This window comes from Pseudomonas fluorescens (assembly GCF_902498065.1).
GTDB classification, from domain to species: Bacteria; Pseudomonadota; Gammaproteobacteria; order Pseudomonadales; family Pseudomonadaceae; genus Aquipseudomonas; species Aquipseudomonas fluorescens_BJ.
The window spans coordinates 44,741-61,193 of record NZ_CABVIR010000002.1 but is presented as its reverse complement, the minus strand read 5'-3'; the positions used below and the strand labels follow the sequence as shown (position 1 = coordinate 61,193).

14 protein-coding genes are annotated in these 16,453 nt (G+C 60.0%); 7 read left to right on the top strand and 7 right to left on the bottom strand.

Annotated features, from left to right (window positions below):
• Window positions 1-18 precede the first annotated feature (18 nt).
• The 7 genes from F8N43_RS09445 to cmoB all read left to right on the top strand — a co-directional run bounded on the left by F8N43_RS09445 (window position 19) and on the right by cmoB (window position 6,881).
• Complete coding sequence (locus F8N43_RS09445) at window positions 19-570, top strand: NUDIX hydrolase (RefSeq protein ID WP_150633805.1); 552 nt, start codon at window positions 19-21, stop codon at window positions 568-570.
• A 51-nt stretch (window positions 571-621) separates the two neighbouring features.
• Window positions 622-1,125 (top strand): L,D-transpeptidase family protein, encoded by a 504-nt coding sequence (locus F8N43_RS09440; RefSeq protein WP_150653681.1) that lies wholly within the window; start codon window positions 622-624, stop codon window positions 1,123-1,125.
• A 207-nt stretch (window positions 1,126-1,332) separates the two neighbouring features.
• A complete protein-coding gene (gene lon, locus F8N43_RS09435) occupies window positions 1,333-3,750 on the top strand; it encodes an endopeptidase La (RefSeq protein ID WP_150633807.1) in 2,418 nt (805 codons plus the stop codon).
• Between the two features lie 214 nt (window positions 3,751-3,964).
• A complete protein-coding gene (locus tag F8N43_RS09430) occupies window positions 3,965-4,357 on the top strand; it encodes a protease inhibitor I42 family protein (RefSeq protein ID WP_150633808.1) in 393 nt (130 codons plus the stop codon).
• Between the two features lie 2 nt (window positions 4,358-4,359).
• A complete protein-coding gene (locus F8N43_RS09425; RefSeq protein WP_150633809.1) occupies window positions 4,360-4,995 on the top strand; it encodes a lysoplasmalogenase in 636 nt (211 codons plus the stop codon).
• A 153-nt stretch (window positions 4,996-5,148) separates the two neighbouring features.
• Window positions 5,149-5,928, top strand: a complete 780-nt coding sequence (gene cmoA, locus F8N43_RS09420) for a carboxy-S-adenosyl-L-methionine synthase CmoA (RefSeq protein WP_191623748.1) — start codon at window positions 5,149-5,151, stop codon at window positions 5,926-5,928.
• Entirely contained in the window at window positions 5,925-6,881 is a 957-nt protein-coding gene (cmoB, locus tag F8N43_RS09415) for a tRNA 5-methoxyuridine(34)/uridine 5-oxyacetic acid(34) synthase CmoB (RefSeq protein ID WP_150633811.1), read from the top strand. The genes cmoA and cmoB overlap by 4 nt, the downstream gene beginning before the upstream one ends.
• A gap of 130 nt (window positions 6,882-7,011) precedes the next feature.
• On the opposite strand, the gene tadA is transcribed toward cmoB, so the two are convergent.
• The 7 genes from tadA to treP all read right to left on the bottom strand — a co-directional run bounded on the left by tadA (window position 7,012) and on the right by treP (window position 16,381).
• On the bottom strand, window positions 7,012-7,509 hold the full coding sequence (gene tadA, locus F8N43_RS09405) for a tRNA adenosine(34) deaminase TadA (RefSeq protein ID WP_084320809.1): 498 nt from the start codon (window positions 7,507-7,509) through the stop codon (window positions 7,012-7,014).
• Entirely contained in the window at window positions 7,509-8,885 is a 1,377-nt protein-coding gene (locus tag F8N43_RS09400; RefSeq protein WP_150633814.1) for a multicopper oxidase family protein, read from the bottom strand. Before F8N43_RS09400 ends, tadA begins: the two co-directional genes overlap by 1 nt.
• A 125-nt stretch (window positions 8,886-9,010) precedes the next feature.
• Entirely contained in the window at window positions 9,011-9,301 is a 291-nt protein-coding gene (locus F8N43_RS09395) for a PTS transporter subunit EIIB (protein WP_150638940.1), read from the bottom strand.
• Window positions 9,302-9,303: 2 nt separating this feature from the next.
• Window positions 9,304-11,838, bottom strand: coding sequence for a phosphoenolpyruvate--protein phosphotransferase (ptsP, locus tag F8N43_RS09390; RefSeq protein ID WP_150653679.1), 2,535 nt, complete (start codon window positions 11,836-11,838; stop codon window positions 9,304-9,306).
• A 62-nt stretch (window positions 11,839-11,900) separates the two neighbouring features.
• Complete coding sequence (locus F8N43_RS09385) at window positions 11,901-13,124, bottom strand: maltoporin (protein WP_150633817.1); 1,224 nt, start codon at window positions 13,122-13,124, stop codon at window positions 11,901-11,903.
• 95 nt (window positions 13,125-13,219) lie between these two features.
• The gene (treC, locus tag F8N43_RS09380) at window positions 13,220-14,869 is read right to left on the bottom strand and encodes an alpha,alpha-phosphotrehalase (RefSeq protein ID WP_150653678.1); all 1,650 of its coding nucleotides are present in this window, start codon (window positions 14,867-14,869) and stop codon (window positions 13,220-13,222) included.
• A gap of 69 nt (window positions 14,870-14,938) precedes the next feature.
• Window positions 14,939-16,381, bottom strand: coding sequence for a PTS system trehalose-specific EIIBC component (gene treP, locus F8N43_RS09375; protein WP_150653677.1), 1,443 nt, complete (start codon window positions 16,379-16,381; stop codon window positions 14,939-14,941).
• Window positions 16,382-16,453 lie beyond the last annotated feature (72 nt).

The following is a 16,453-nucleotide window of genomic DNA, read 5'->3' as shown; positions in this document are numbered from 1 at the left end:
GCATTCAGGAACCCAAGCATGAAATTTTGCAGTCAGTGCGGCAACCCGGTCACCCAGCGCATTCCCGAAGGCGATTCGCGTCTGCGTTTTGTCTGCGACAGCTGTCAGGCGATTCACTACCAGAACCCCAATATCGTCGCCGGCTGCGTGGCAACCTGGGGCTCGAAAGTGTTGCTGTGCCGACGCGCCATCGAGCCACGGCTCGGTTACTGGACCCTGCCCGCCGGTTTCATGGAAAACGGTGAAACCATCGAGCAGGCGGCCATTCGCGAGACCGCCGAAGAAGCCTGCGCGCGGGTGCGCAACCTGAGCATCTATACATTGATCGATGTGCCGCACATCAGTCAGGTGCATGTGTTCTTCCGTGCCGAACTGGTTGACCTGAATTTTTCCGCCGGTCCCGAGAGCCTGGAAGTGGCACTTTTCGACGAAGCCGACATCCCGTGGTCCGACCTGGCTTTCCGCACGGTGGGCCGTACCTTAGAATGCTTCTTCGCTGACCGACGGACCGAGGTCTACCCCGTGCGATCCGAGTCGATCCCACCGCTTGCTCAGCCTGCCATCACCTAAAAAACATCTATAAATAAAATAGCCGCGACACCTCTCAGGGATATCGTTTCAATGCGCTGGTTGCTTGCCGTGTTTTGCTTGTCGTTCGTCGCTCTGTCACAGGCTTCCGTTGCGGAAACCCTGAACGGCAAAGTCATCGAAAAAGTTCTGGTGCTCAAATCCGCCCATCAATTGCAATTGATCAACGACGGCAAGCCGCTCAAGACCTATCGCATCTCCCTGGGCAAACGCCCCAAGGGGCCGAAGCTGATGGAAGGCGACAAGCGTACGCCGGAAGGTTTCTATTGGCTGGACTGGCGCAAGGTCAGCGATAAATTCAACCTGGCGATGCACATCTCCTACCCGAACATCAGCGACTCCGCACGCGCCCGGCGCGAAGGCGTCGAGCCCGGCGGCATGATCATGATCCACGGTACGCCGGACACCGAAGAAAACCCCGAAGACCTGTTCCACACTCTGGACTGGACCGACGGCTGCATCGCCATGCGCAACATGGACATGCGCGAAGTGTGGGGTTTGGTGCCGGACGGCACGATGATCGAAATCCGCCCTTAAACCGCCGATATTTCTCAAAAAGCCCGCTGACCATTACCGGTCCAGCGGGCTTTTTCATTTACGTGCCCTCTGCGGCTCCAGAGGAGCCAGCACTTAGCGATGCGCAGCTGTCCAGAACCTGAACACACATCACGAAATCCCTCCTGCCATTGAAACCACCCCCCACCTGCCCCATCTAAGACCCATACCCCATTGCGCAGGTGCCCCATGAGCGACCAGCAAGAATTCCCCGAAGACCCGAGCGAATACGCCGACCCCGAGAACGCCGAGCATCACTCCACCGGAAAAGGCCTCGCCCTGCCTGGCCAGAACCTGCCGGACAAGGTCTACATCATCCCGATCCACAACCGCCCGTTCTTCCCGGCCCAAGTGTTGCCGGTGATCGTCAATGAAGAACCGTGGGCTGAAACACTGGATCTGGTCAGCAAGTCCGATCATCACTCCCTGGCCCTGTTCTACATGGACACGCCCCAGGAAGACCCGCGCCATTTCGATACCTCGGCCCTGCCGCTCTACGGCACGCTGGTCAAGGTGCATCACGCCAGCCGCGAAAACGGCAAGCTGCAGTTCGTCGCCCAGGGCCTGACTCGCGTGCGCATCCGCACCTGGCTCAAGCATCATCGCCCGCCGTACCTGGTGGAAGTCGAATACCCGCACCAGCCGACCGAGCCGACCGATGAGGTCAAGGCCTACGGCATGGCGCTGATCAACGCGATCAAGGAGCTGCTGCCGCTCAACCCGCTGTACAGCGAAGAGCTGAAAAACTACCTCAACCGCTTCAGCCCCAACGACCCGTCGCCGCTGACCGACTTCGCCGCCGCCCTGACCTCGGCCACGGGCAGCGAGTTGCAGGAAGTGCTCGACTGCGTGCCGATGCTCAAGCGCATGGAAAAAGTCCTGCCGATGCTGCGCAAGGAAGTCGAAGTTGCGCGCCTGCAGAAAGAAATTTCCGCCGAAGTTAACCGCAAGATTGGCGAACATCAGCGCGAGTTCTTCCTCAAGGAACAACTGAAGGTCATCCAGCAAGAGCTGGGCCTGACCAAGGACGACCGCAGCGCCGACATCGAGCAGTTCGAGCAACGCCTGGAAGGCAAGGTCTTGTCGGCACAGGCGCAGAAACGCATCGAGGAGGAAATGAACAAACTGTCGATCCTCGAAACCGGTTCACCGGAGTACGCGGTCACCCGCAACTACCTCGACTGGGCGACCTCGGTGCCGTGGGGCGTGTATGGCGAGGACAAACTCGACCTCAAACACGCGCGCAAGGTGTTGGACAAGCACCACGCAGGCCTCGACGACATCAAGGACCGCATCCTCGAATTCCTCGCGGTGGGCGCCTATAAAGGTGAAATCAGTGGTTCCATCGTGCTGCTGGTCGGTCCGCCGGGCGTGGGTAAAACCAGCGTCGGCAAATCCATCGCCGAATCCCTCGGCCGACCGTTCTACCGTTTCAGCCTCGGCGGCATGCGCGACGAAGCCGAAATCAAGGGCCACCGTCGCACCTACATCGGCGCGCAACCGGGCAAACTCGTGCAGGCGCTGAAAGACGTCGAAGTGATGAACCCGGTGATCATGCTCGACGAGATCGACAAGATGGGCCAAAGCTACCAGGGCGACCCGGCCTCGGCGCTGCTGGAAACCCTCGACCCGGAACAGAACGTCGAATTCCTCGACCACTACCTGGACCTGCGCCTGGATTTGTCGAAAGTGCTGTTTGTGTGCACCGCCAACACCCTCGATTCAATCCCCGGCCCGTTGCTGGACCGGATGGAAGTGATTCGCCTGTCGGGTTACATCACCGAAGAAAAAATTGCGATCGCCAAGCGCCACTTGTGGCCCAAGCAGCTTGAGAAAGCGGGCGTATCGAAAGGCAGCCTGAGCATTAGCGACAGTGCATTGAAGGCGTTGATCGATGGTTACGCCCGTGAAGCCGGGGTGCGCCAGTTGGAAAAACAACTGGGCAAACTGGTGCGCAAAGCCGTGGTGAAGTTGATCGACGAGCCGAAAGCGGTGATCAAAATTGCGCCTAAGGACCTTGAAGCTTCATTGGGGCACCCAGTGTTCCGCAACGAACAAGTGCTGTCCGGCACTGGCGTGATCACCGGCCTGGCCTGGACCAGCATGGGCGGCGCGACGTTGCCGATCGAAGCGACGCGGATTCACACGCTGAACCGGGGCTTCAAACTCACCGGGCAATTGGGCGATGTGATGAAAGAGTCGGCGGAAATTGCCTACAGCTACGTCAGCTCGAATCTGAAGTCGTTTGGCGGGGATCCGAAGTTCTTCGACGAAGCCTTTGTGCACCTGCACGTCCCGGAAGGCGCCACTCCGAAAGACGGCCCGAGCGCCGGCGTGACCATGGCCAGTGCCTTGCTCTCGCTTGCACGCAATCAGCCGCCGAAGAAAGGCGTAGCCATGACCGGCGAGCTGACCCTTACCGGGCATGTCCTGCCGATTGGCGGGGTGCGCGAGAAGGTGATTGCGGCGCGGCGGCAGAAGATTTTTGAATTGATCTTGCCCGAGCCCAACCGTGGAAGCTTTGATGAGCTGCCGGATTACCTGAAGGAAGGGATTACCGTGCATTTCGCCAAGCGTTTTGCGGATGTGGCGAAGATTTTGTTCTGACGGTCACTTAGCGCCGTTCTACCGCTATCGCTAGCAGCTAGCTCCCACAAGGTTCGGTGGTGTTCACAAATTTTGTGTTCACTGCAAACCCCTGTGGCAGCTAGCCTGCTAGCGATGGCGTCATTACTGACGCCCCCCATTTCTGAACCTGTCACACTTTGTCTCATCTCGGTTATGCTCGCCGTTCGTCGTGAATGCCGGAGCCGCTGACCTCATGTCCCCCACCCGCCTGTTTGTCCCCCTCGCCCTCGCCTTGCTGGCCGCCTGCGCCACGCAACCGAAACACAACGTGACCGTGGAAAAACAAAGCGAATGCCCGGTGAAACTCACCAGTGGGCAAAACCTGATCCTGACCCTGCCGAGCAACCCGACCACAGGTTACCGCTGGGCGATCCAGGATTCGGCCGGTGGCGTATTGCGCTCTCTGGGGCCGGAGGTTTATCGCAACCCGGAAGATGCCGGTGTCGTGGGTGCGGCCGGCGTATCGACCTGGCGCTTTCAGGCGTTCGCCGCCGGTTCCGGACGCTTGCGCCTGACCTCGCAACAGCCGTGGGCACCGGAAGTGTTGCCGGTCGAAACTTTCGATTGCGCGATCTCGGTTAACTGATCGTGGGCTGGCTGATTCTGGCGCTGATGGGCGCGGTGACCTTTCTTTACGGCCTGAGCGTGCACGCCGCGCTGCTCTGCCTGCTGGTCAAACCGTTGCCCGTGTTGGCCCTGCTCGGCTGGCTGCACGACGCGCCGCCCAGCGAATATCGACGCTGGATCAGCCTTGGATTGATTTTCTCCCTGCTGGGCGATGTGTTGCTCGCGTGGCCGGGGGATTTGTTCGTGTTCGGCCTCGGGGCGTTTTTGGTCGCGCACCTCGCCTACTTGAAAGCGTATGTGAGCGATTGCCGGCGATTGGCGGTGCTGCCATTGATCCTCGCGCTGGGCGTTGGTGCGTTGCTGCTGGGGATTTTGATTGCCAATGGTTTAGGTCCGCTGCTGATCCCGGTGATCGTCTACGGCCTGGCCATCAGCGCGATGCTTTGGCGCGCACTGGCTCGCTTGGGTACCGATGTGCCGAAACGCTCGGCGCTGCTGGCGGCGGGCGGCGCGTTGGCGTTTGTGTTCTCGGACAGCGTGATTGGCATCAACCGGTTTGTTGCACCGTTTCATGCCGCGCCTTACGTGATCATCCTCAGTTACTGGCTGGGGCAGTGGGGAATTGCGGCGTCGGCGTTTGGCCCGAAACCGCGCTGAATTCATCGCGAGCAGGCTCGCTCCCACAAGTACAGCGCAATCCTGTGGGAGCGAGCCTGCTCGCGAAAGCAATCTCCCCGACAGCGAAGATTCCCGATCCAGTCTCGGCGGTTTATCAGACAACCCGCGCATCCCCGCGCCAAGTTGGCTAAAATGCCGGCCTTTTCCACATACGCCGCTGGAACCGCCGTGAGCAAAGAACCCGATCGCCTTTTCGCCCAGCCTTTGGCCCAGGTGCCTGACTTCGCCTTTAACGAGGACGTGGTGCGGGTGTTCCCGGACATGATCAAGCGCTCGGTGCCCGGCTATCCGACCATCGTTGAAAACCTCGGCGTGCTCGCCGCGCAATTCGCCCAACCCAACAGCGTGCTCTACGACCTCGGCTCGTCGCTTGGCGCCGTGACTCAAGCGTTGCGCCGTCACGTGCGCACCGACGGTTGCCGGGTGATCGCTGTGGACAACTCCACGGCGATGGTCGAGCGCTGCCGCGAATACCTCAACGGTCAGGACTCGATGTTCCAGGAGTTGCTGCCGGTCGAAGTGATCGAAGGCGACATCCTCGCCCTCGACTTTCAGCCAGCCTCGGTGGTGGCGCTGAACTTCACCCTGCAATTTATCGCTCCCGAACAGCGCACCGCGTTGCTCAGCCGCATCCATCAATCGCTGCTGCCCGGCGGCGCATTGATTCTCTCGGAGAAGCTGCGCTTCAACGACCCCGAAGAACACACGCTGCTCACCGACCTGCACGTCGCGTTCAAACGCGCGAACGGTTACAGCGAACTGGAAATCGCCCAGAAGCGCAGCGCCATCGAAAACGTCATGAAGCCCGACAGCCTCGAAGAACACCGCGAACGCCTGCTGGCCGCCGGGTTCTCGAAAGTCGTGCCGTGGTTCCAGTGTCTTAACTTTGCCTCGTTGATTGCCTTGCCATGATTGATCTGTCCCCCCTCGCCCGCCGTCTGGCCGGCACACCGCTGGCCGATTGGGCCAGCACCCTGCAAGCGCAACTCGACAAGAAAATGGAAAAGGGTCACGGCGACCTGGAGCGCTGGCAGAGTGCGCTGGACGCCTTGCCAAAAATCCAGCCTAGCGAAGTCGATTTGCTCAACGGCCTGACCCTGGACACCGATTGCGACGATGCCACCCGCGCGCAAATGCGTACGGCGCTGATGGGTTTGTCGCCGTGGCGTAAGGGTCCGTTCGATCTGTTCGGCGTTCACGTCGACACCGAATGGCGTTCGGACTGGAAGTGGTCGCGTGTCGCGCCGCACCTGGACCTGAAGGGCAAACGCATCCTCGATGTCGGTTGCGGCAATGGTTACTACATGTGGCGCATGCTCGGCGCCGGTGCGGACAGCGTGATCGGTGTTGATCCCAACTGGCTGTTCTTCTGTCAATTCCAGGCCGTTCAGCGCTATTTGTCCGAGCCGAATGCCTGGCACCTGCCCTTCCCCTTCGAAGACCTGCCACCGGAGCTCGAAGGCTTCGACACAGTGTTTTCCATGGGCGTGTTCTACCACCGCCGTTCACCGATCGAACATTTGCTGGCGTTGAAGGATTGCCTGGTCAAGGGCGGCGAACTGGTGTTGGAAACGCTGGTGATCGAAGGTGATCAACAACAAGTGCTGGTGCCGGAAGATCGTTACGCGCAGATGCGTAACGTGTGGTTTTTGCCATCGGTGCCGGCGCTTATGCTCTGGTTGCGGCGTGCCGGTTTCACGGACGTGAAGTGCGTGGATGTCAGCGTGACGACCGTCGAGGAACAACGCGGGACGGAGTGGATGAAGTATCAGTCGCTCAGCGACTTCCTCGATCCGGAAGATCACAGCAAGACGATTGAAGGGCTGCCGGCGCCGATGCGTGCGGTGATCGTGGCTCGCAAGTAACCCCCGATCTCCAGGCAACCAATAACCCTGTGGGAGCGGGCTTGCCCGCGATGGCGGTGTTTCAGTCGACATCATTGTTGGATGTGCCGCCGCCATCGCGAGCAAGCTCGCTCCCACAGGGGATCGGTGTTCAGTCTGAAGGTTTCGCCCTACGGGCCTTGAAGAACTCGCTGAGCACCGCCCCGCACTCCTCCGCCAACACCCCGCCCTCATACAACACCCGGTGATTCAAAAAGCCCTGGGTAAAAAACTGCCCCTGACTTTGCACAATCCCGGCTTTCGGTTCCAGAGCGCCATACACCACCCGCGCAATCCGCGAATGCACGATCAGCCCGGCGCACATGCTGCACGGTTCAAGCGTCACGTACAGCGTACTGCCCGGCAGGCGATAGTTGCTGGCCGCCAACGCCGCGGCGCGGATCGCGACCATCTCGGCATGCGCGCTGGGGTCGTTGCCGCTGATCGGGCAATTGAAGCCGCGACCGATGATTTCACCGTCCTGCACCAGCACCGCGCCCACCGGCACTTCACCCAGTGCCGCGCCTTGAGCGGCCAGCGCCAGCGCTTCGCGCATGAAGTCGCGATCACGACTGCGGTCAATGATCGCCGCAGGACGAATCTGTCGCATCACGCCACCTCGATGGCGGCCATCAGGCCGGTTTCCATGTGGTCGATCACATGGCAATGGAACATCCACACCCCAGGGTTATCCGCCACCAGCGCCACTTGCGCACGCTCGTTCTTGCCCAGCAAGTACGTGTCGGTGAAATACGGGATGACCTTGTGCCGGTTCGAGGCAATGACCTTGAAGCTCATGCCGTGCAGGTGAATCGGATGCTGATACTGAGTCATGTTTTTCAATTCGAAAATATAGCTCTTGCCCTTCTCGAGCTTGGCAATCGGGCGGTCGGCGCAGGTCTTGTCGGTGATGTCCCACGCCTTGCCGTTAATCTGCCACAGGCTCGGCGGCTTGCCGTTGTCGACATTCACCGACACCGAGCCCACCCATTCGAAATTGAAGTTGAGTTTCTCGGCATTGGCCAGGTCCGGCTCGGCCACCGGGTTGGCGGGCAATGCGGGCGGCCATTGGGTCGGTGCATCGCTGTTCGCCACTGAGCGGAATGTGCCCAAACGTACCGGGCCGTTGCGCAGTGATAATTCTTCGCCGGCCGGCGGCGCCTTGATCGCCAGACAAATACGCATGCCGGGGCCGAGCCAATATTCCTTGCCCAGCGGACGTGGCTCGACAGGATTGCCATCCAGCGCGTAGATCTGCGCTTCGACGCCGGGGATGTTGAGGCGATAGGTCAGGGTGTTGTCGAGATTGAGCAGACGCACGCGGGTGATCTGCCCGGCGGGCAAGTCGATCACCGCTTGCGAGACACCATTGATGGTCGACAGGCGCCCCGCCGTACCGCCACGGGCCGCTTCGCGAGGAATGCTGAACGCGACGAACGCGCCTTCTTCATCAACGTGCCAGCTCTTGAGGCTCAGGGTCTTTTCGTACTTGAAACCGGTCGGCTCGCGTTCCTCGACGATCAGCGGGCCAACCAGGCCTCGGCCGAGTTCTTCGCTGCTGTTCACGTGCGGGTGATACCAATAGCTGCCGGCATCCGGCACGCGGAATTTGTAATCGAAGTATTCACCCGGCAACACCGGCAGTTGCGAGACGTAAGGTACGCCGTCCATTTCCAGCGGCAGGCGGATGCCGTGCCAGTGAATGGTGGTCGCCACCGGCAAGTGGTTGATGAAACGCACCCGCAGCCATTCGCCCTGACGCACGCGCAACTCGGTGCCCGGCGCCGACGGGCCGAACGCCCAGGCTTCGGTCTTGTGCCCCGCCACCAGTTCGACGTCCAGCGGCGCGGCGATCAGCTCATAGTCGTGGCCCGCATTGGCGTCGGCCATCTTGCCCAGCCAATACCGCGACGCGCCCCCCGCACCGACGCCAACGACAACAAGACCGGCCAGGCCACCGAGGATTTGGCGACGGGTAAAGGACATGAACTCAACTACCTCACGTATCAGCGACAGGTCCGCAGACCTGCAAAAGGCGAATACGATACACCTGCGGTTGAGAAACAGTAAGGGCGACCGAGAGACGCACATCGCCCGTGGCGAAGGATCGGTTAGGGCTGAAGGCCGGTGATCAGGTGCACCACCCCGCCCTCAAGCATCATGACGCCGGGCACACCTGCCAGATTCAACGCCTGCCGATTCATCCGCCCCACGTCGCGCAATTCCACGCGAACCCGGGTCAGCGCCACAGGCTGCTGCGACTTGAGGTTATCCACACCACCCAACGCGGCCACCACATTCGCTGCCAGACCAGACGCCGATGGCACAGCCACCTTCGGTTCATCCACGATCAGATCCGGCGTCAAGGCTTTCCAGAACGCTTGCTGCATTTTCTCGAACATGTTCAGTTCTCCATCACCAGTGAAGTTTCGACCGTCGCGTCGCAATACAGCCGCAAGGCCTCGCGTACTTGCCCGGCACTTTCCAGGCTCAGGATCTGTTGGGCAATGGCCTGGCAATCCACCAGGTCCACTGTGCGAACCCTCGCTTTGACCGCCGGAATCAACGGCACACTCACCGATAACTCGTCCACCCCCAGCCCCAGCAAGAGCGGCGTGGCCAAGGTTTCCGAGGCCAGCGCGCCGCAAACGCCCACCCACTTGCCGTGGGCATGGGCGGCTTTCACGGTGCTGGCGATCAGTCGCAGCACCGCAGGATGAAAACTGTCAGCCTGACTGGCCAGCCGCGGATGATCGCGGTCCATGGCCATGGTGTATTGGGTCAGGTCGTTGGTGCCAATGGAGAAAAAATCCACTTCGGGCGCGAACAGGTCCGCCATCAGCGCGGCCGCTGGCACCTCGATCATGATCCCCAGCTTCGGCAGTTCCGTGAGGCCCAGGGCAAGCGTCTCCTCTTCCAGCAGTTGCCGAGCCACACGCAACTCCGACAGTTGCGTCACCATCGGCAGCATGATGTGCAAACGAGTCTGTCCCGCACAACTCAGGATTGCCTTGAATTGATCGCGCAACAGTTGCGGACGCTCCAGGCACAGACGAATCCCGCGCACACCCAGAAAGGGGTTGGTTTCACTGTCCATCGGGACGTAGGCCAAAGGCTTGTCACCGCCGACATCCAGCGTGCGCACCACCAGGTTACGCGCAGGCCCGAGGGCGCGGGCGATGGCGCTGTAGGTGGATGCCTGCTCGTCATGGCTCGGCGCATGATGGCGATCCAGATAGAGAAACTCCGAACGCAGCAAACCGACACCCGCGCCTCCCAGCGCCATGGCCTGTTCGGCTTCCGCCAGCGAAGCGATGTTGGCCGTCACCTCGACATGATGTCCGTCGCGGGTACAGGCAGCCAGTGACGCCTGCGCCAATTCATGGTGTTGGCGTTGCTGCACGAGTTTGCGCCTGGCTTGAAGGTGTTCGATGGCGGCCAGATCCGGGTCGAGCTGCAACTCCCCCTTATCGGCATCGAGCAACACCTGGGTGCCGTTGACCAGCGCCAGCACTTGCACCGGCAACCCGCAGATCGCCGGCAAACCGAATGCCCGCGCCAGGATCGCGACATGGCTGGTGGCGCCACCACCGACCGTGGCAAAACCCAGCACCTTACGGGTATCGAGCCCGGCGGTCTGGGACGGCGTCAGTTGTTCAGCAATCAGGATGGCGCCTTCAGGCAACTCCAGCTCGCGGTCCCGCACGCCGAGCAGCAACTTGAGCACTCTCTGGCTGACATCGGCCAGGTCTGCCGCTCGTTCGGCCAGCAGCGCATTGCCCAGGCTTTTGAACAAGGTTGCCGTCGATTCGGTGGCCGCGCGCCAGGCGAACCCGGCGCTTTTGCCCTCGTCGATCAGCACATGAGCCACCTCCAACAAACCCGGGTCTTCGAGCAGTTCCTGGTGAGCCCTGAAAATCTCTGCCTGGGCATCGCCCGTGGCGTTGTCGCGCAGCTGCTGCAACGCTGAAATGGCCTTGGTCAAAGCGGCGGACAAATGATTGCGCTCAACCTGCGCACCTTCACCCCATTCGCTCACCTCAAGGGCCTGCTCGGCGATCTGCAGCACTTGGCCAAATGCCGACCCCGCCGAAGCACATACCCCACGCAGCACCTTGGGCGATGAAATCTCCAGGGGCAGCGGCGCAACATCCGCCATCACAGGCACTGTCTCGCCACAACCGGCGGTCAGCAGCTCCGTCAGTGTCTTGATCGCCGCCTCGGCATCCGGGCCGACCGCACTGACTTGCACAACTTCATGGTGAGCCGTCTGCAACGCCATGATCGCCACCAGGGATTTCGCGTTCGCACTCTCCTGCTGTTTATGCAGATGAATGCTTGCCGTGAAACCCTTCGCCGCCTGGGCGAACACCGCCGCAGGACGGGCGTGCAAGCCGTTCGGGTTGGGTAACGTCACCGGTGTGGAGAACAGCGCCTCGCCCTCTTGCGCCACGGACACACCCGCTGTCTGCTCGACAGCGTTCAAACCCAGCAGCGGCTGACCACTGTCGACCCACCCCTTTTCCGCCGCCAACCAAGTGAACGGCTCGCCGCTGACCACCAGCATCAAGGTCAGCAGGCTACGTGCATTCAATGCAACAAAATCGGCATCGAACTCGATCAGCGCCTGCCCGACGTCAACTTGCTGCCCCTCCTCCACCAACCGCGTGAACCCTTTCCCTTCAAGGTTCACCGTGTCGAGCCCGATATGCATCAACACCTGCACACCCTTTTCATGGGTGATGCTGATCGCATGCCCACTGGCTTGCACATTGCTGACCACCCCTGCCAGCGGCGCGCACAACGTTGTTGAAGCCGGATCGATGCACAGCCCATCGCCGATGATCCGGCCGGAAAACACCGGATCGGGCACAAGGTCCAGAGGCATCAATACGCCGGACAGGGGTGCGTGGAGCTGCAATTGTTGGGGTGTGGCCATGACGTCACCTGCTGTTTTGTTCTTTGAAGTGCCGATGGAGCGCGACGCTCCGACAGCATCGCTTATTTCCACCAGTACTCGACCTGCAATCCGACATTCGCACCGTGCCGCGCCGTGCCGAAGGCACCGGTGTCGGACAACGCTGAACCCGCTGCCAGTTCATTGGCCGCACGCTTGGCCGCCTCGTTCCAGCTGGCGTAGGTGTAATACAAACGCACTTCGGGCCGCGCCCAGAATTCAGGGCCCTTGGGCGACCAGGTCGGGGCGAAGGTGAACTTGCTCAGCTTGCGTGTGCCACCTGTGGCTTCGACCTGATCGTGGCCCAGTTCGGTCACCAGTTTGAATTGCTCGGTGATCGCGTACGCCGGGCGAATCCCCAGGGAAATCCAGTTCTGATCGGTGCCGTCCGGGCGAATGTCTTTCTGATATACCGCCTCGACTTGCCCACCAAATCGCGGCGTCACTTGCCAGTCGAAGAACTCCACCACCCGGTAACTTTTGTTGCTGTCGTCCAGCTTTACGTTACCGGTATAACCCAATCCGGTGCCTGGGCCTTCGCCGTACTGAAACGCGAGTTTGTTCTTGCCACCCAGAAAACCCTTCTGCACATGCTGGGTGGTGATTGCCCAGCCGCGATGAGCGTCACGGCTGTCGGGTTTGTCGATGTAGCTCAGGCCAAATTCCAACTCACCACCGGGGTTGGTGTTGAAGCCGGCAACGTTGAAATCGTGACGATTGATGTAATCCTTCTGGTACAGGTTGTCCTTGCGCGAAAAGGCGTAGCTGTATTTCAGATCGCCGATCAGCACGTCCTCGATGCCGCCGCCGGTGGCGCTCTGGTTCCAGTAGTAAAAGTCGGAAATGTGGATGTCGTTGCGTTTGTAGTAACGCCGACCGGCCCACAGCGAACCGCCGTTGAGGCTGGGCATGTTCGACCACTGCGCGTACAGCTGCGGCAGGCGCACCGAGCCGTTATCGCCGTTGAACGTCAGGTCCTTGTCGTACTGGTTATACAGCGAAGCCATGCCGTCGACACTGAGTACCGAACCGTCATCCAGGGTGTACACGTCCTGACGAAGCTCCAGTTCCCCATATTGCTCGCACTCGTTACCGAGGCGGTATTTGGTCTGTGCTCCGGGCAGTTGGAAACACTGTTGTTTACCGCTGTTGACCGACGTCCCGACACCGCTGCGCAGGTAACCGCCGAACTCCAGCGCATGGGCCGACAAAGGCAACGCCAGACAGACGCTCGCGGCGACAAGGCTGCGATTTATTGTTGTTTTCAAGAACCACCTCATTATTTTTATTGTGTTGTTCCGCAAAATCAGCGCGCAAAACTCCCCCGCGCAGCGTTCTGCGTGTTTTTTTGAAGTCGGTGTTTTTAGTGGTCGGTCAGGTGCAAAACAAACGATTCATACGGTCGTAAAAACACCTGTCGATTTCGCGGCGGACAGTCCGGGTAGTTGCAGATAACCAGGCGTTGAGTCATGAACTCATTGATTACGTCATCCGGCAATTCAACTTCACACGGTGTCCCGTAGAAGTTGTTCAGTACCAGCAAACGTTCGTCGCTTCCTTCCCGTATATACGCCCAGACGTGCGCATGTTCAGGCAGCAACTGACGGTAAATACCATCGGACATCAGCACTTCGGTACGCCGCAAGTTGATCAGTCGACGGTAGTGATGCAGCACTGAATCCGGGTCGTCGAGTTGAGTGGCGACGTTGATCTGCGCCGAGTTGGCCGGCACGCCAATCCAGGGTTCCACCGTACTGAAACCGGCGTTCAGTTCGCCATTCCAATGCATCGGCGTACGGCCGTTATCGCGAGACTTCTGCATGATTGCCGCCATGTTGTCGGCATCGCTCGCACCCGCCTCGCGCTTGAGGCGGAAGATGTTCAGGGTCTCGACGTCGCGGTATTGATCGATGTGATCGAAACCTGGATTGGTCATGCCCAGTTCTTCGCCCTGATACACAAATGGTGTGCCCTGGAGAAAATGCAGCGCGGTGCCGAGCATCTTCGCCGACACCACCCGATGCTCGCCATCATGACCGAATCGCGAGACCACCCGCGGTTGGTCGTGATTACACCAGAACAACGCATTCCAGCCTCCGCCGGCCTGCATGCCGGTTTGCCAGTCGGAGAGAATGCGCTTCAGTTCGAGGAAGTCGAAATCAGCGCGAACCCACTTCTGCAAGTTCGGGTAATCGACCTTCAGGTGATGAAAATTGAAGGTCATCGACAACTCTTTCGACTCCGGCCGCGAGTAGCGAATGCAATGTTCGAGACGGGTAGACGACATCTCGCCGACATTGATCAGGTCATGGCCCTCGAACACTTCGCGGTGCATTTGCTGCAAGTATTCGTGCACATTCGGGCCGTCGGTATAGAAGCGTCGGCCGTCGGTATTGTCGTCGGGAAAGTCCGCAGGTTTCGAGATCAGATTGATCACGTCCAGACGAAAACCGCCCACGCCTTTATCGCGCCAGAAACGCATCATTTTGAAGACTTCGGCGCGTACCTTCGGGTTGTCCCAATTCAGGTCGGCCTGAGTGTGATCGAACAGGTGCAGGAAGTACTGGCCGGTCTGCGCCTCGTACTCCCATGCCGAACCACCGAACTTGGATTCCCAGTTGTTTGGCTGATCGCGCCAGATGTAGAAGTCACGGTACGGGTTGTCGAGACTGCTGCGGGCCTGCTGGAACCAGGTGTGCTCGATCGAGGTGTGGTTGACCACGATATCGAGCATCAACTTGATCCCGCGCTTGCCGGCCTCGACGATCAGCAACTCACAATCGGCCATGGTGCCGTAGCTCGGATCGATGGCGTAGTAATCGCTGATGTCGTAACCGTTGTCGCGCTGGGGCGAACGCAGGAACGGCGTGATCCACAGGCAATCGACGCCCAGCCAGTGCAGGTAATCGAGCTTGGCCACGACGCCGAGCAAATCACCCGTGGGGTTGCCCGCGTGGCTGTGAAAACTCTTCGGGTAGATCTGGTAGATCACCGAACGTTGCCAGTCTTGCATGGCGGATTCCTTCAGTAAGTTTTGTACTGGCCTTTAGGGCCTCTTCGCGGGCAAGTCGAATGCGATCTGTCAGGCGACCCGATACCCAGGCCGAACAATCTTCATGCTCAACCCACAGGTCAAAACAAACGGCACGACCATCGCGATGATCATCCCGATCACAAACATCGGAATGAACTGCGGAATGATCGAGATAAATCCGGGCAAGCCGCCGACACCGATGGCCGAGGCCTGGACCTTGTTCAGCGACAGGAAGATGCAACCCAGCGCCGAGCCGGTCAGTGCGGCGTAAAACGGAAACTTGTAGCGCAGGTTGACCCCGAACATCGCCGGTTCGGTGATGCCGAAATAAGCCGAAATCGCTGAGGTCGACGCCATGGATTTGTCCCGCGCATTACGGGTCATGTAGAACACCGCGAGCGCCGCGCTGCCTTGGGCGAGGTTGGACATGACGATCATCGGCCAGATAAAGGTGCCGCCCTGGGTCGAGATCAGCTGCAAGTCGACCGCGAGAAACATGTGGTGCATGCCGGTGATCACCAGGGGGGCGTAAAGCAGGCCGAAGATCGCACCGCCGACCATCGGCGCCAGATCAAACAGGGTGACCACCCCTTCGGTGATGAGAATGCCCAGATGCCGGGTCACCGGGCCAATGACCGCCAGCGCCAGCACGCCGGTGACCACGATGGTGGTGATCGGCACCACCAACAATTGCACGGCATTGGGCACTCGCGCCCGCAGCCATTTTTCGATAACGCTCATCACGAAGGCCGCCAGCAGGATCGGCAGGATCTGCCCCTGATAACCGACCTTTTCGATCTGGAACAAACCGAGGATGTCGAAATACGGCAGGCTCTGGCCGTCGAGACCGGCAACAGCCTTGCCGTAGTTCCAGGCATTGAGCAGATCGGGGTGAACCAGCATCAGGCCGAGCACGATGCCGAGAATTTCGCTGCCGCCAAAACGCTTGGCCGCTGACCAGCCCACCAATGCGGGCAGGAACACGAACGACGTGTTGGCCATCAGGTTGATCAGGCTCCAGAGCCCGTCAAGCCTGGGGTAAGCCTCCAGCAGGGTCTGACCCTCGATGAACATGCCCTTGGCACCGATGAGGTTGTTGATGCCCATCAGCAGGCCCGCAATGATCAGCGCCGGCAGGATCGGCATGAACACGTCGGAAAACACCCGCACCAGGCGCTGCATGGCGTTTATCTTGTCGGCGCTTTTCTGTTTGACGTCGGCGATTGTTGACGCGGCAAGACCGGTTTGACGGCGCAGTTCTGCGTAAACCTTCTCCACCTCGCCGGGACCGATGACCACCTGGAAAAGGCCGCCGGTAAAGAATGAGCCTTTGACCAGGTCGATCTGGTTCAACGTGGCGCTGTCGACCTGGCTCGGGTCCTTGAGGGCAAGGCGCAGACGTGTGACGCAATGCGCGGCTTGCTCGAGGTTGTCGCGGCCACCGAGGCTTTGCAGCAGCTCGGTGACGATGTTCGGATAGTCGTGGCTCATGCTTGTTTTTCCGCTGTGGTTTTTTGTTATTGGCAGCACGCCGAAGCGAAAAGTACTCGTCTGTACGAGTTA

Excerpts from the sequence above, each read along its gene's own strand:
- F8N43_RS09445 (WP_150633805.1), top strand. The coding sequence starts at position 19 with ATGAAATTTTGCAGTCAGTGCGGCAACCCGGTCACCCAGCGCATTCCC.
- tadA (WP_084320809.1), bottom strand. The coding sequence starts at position 7,509 with ATGCGACAGATTCGTCCTGCGGCGATCATTGACCGCAGTCGTGATCGC.
- F8N43_RS09430 (WP_150633808.1), top strand. The coding sequence starts at position 3,965 with ATGTCCCCCACCCGCCTGTTTGTCCCCCTCGCCCTCGCCTTGCTGGCC.
- F8N43_RS09395 (WP_150638940.1), bottom strand. The coding sequence starts at position 9,301 with ATGTTCGAGAAAATGCAGCAAGCGTTCTGGAAAGCCTTGACGCCGGAT.
- lon (WP_150633807.1), top strand. The coding sequence starts at position 1,333 with ATGAGCGACCAGCAAGAATTCCCCGAAGACCCGAGCGAATACGCCGAC.
- treP (WP_150653677.1), bottom strand. The coding sequence starts at position 16,381 with ATGAGCCACGACTATCCGAACATCGTCACCGAGCTGCTGCAAAGCCTC.
- ptsP (WP_150653679.1), bottom strand. The coding sequence starts at position 11,838 with ATGGCCACACCCCAACAATTGCAGCTCCACGCACCCCTGTCCGGCGTA.
- cmoA (WP_191623748.1), top strand. The coding sequence starts at position 5,149 with ATGCCGGCCTTTTCCACATACGCCGCTGGAACCGCCGTGAGCAAAGAA.
- F8N43_RS09400 (WP_150633814.1), bottom strand. The coding sequence starts at position 8,885 with ATGTCCTTTACCCGTCGCCAAATCCTCGGTGGCCTGGCCGGTCTTGTT.
- treC (WP_150653678.1), bottom strand. The coding sequence starts at position 14,869 with ATGCAAGACTGGCAACGTTCGGTGATCTACCAGATCTACCCGAAGAGT.
- F8N43_RS09440 (WP_150653681.1), top strand. The coding sequence starts at position 622 with ATGCGCTGGTTGCTTGCCGTGTTTTGCTTGTCGTTCGTCGCTCTGTCA.
- cmoB (WP_150633811.1), top strand. The coding sequence starts at position 5,925 with ATGATTGATCTGTCCCCCCTCGCCCGCCGTCTGGCCGGCACACCGCTG.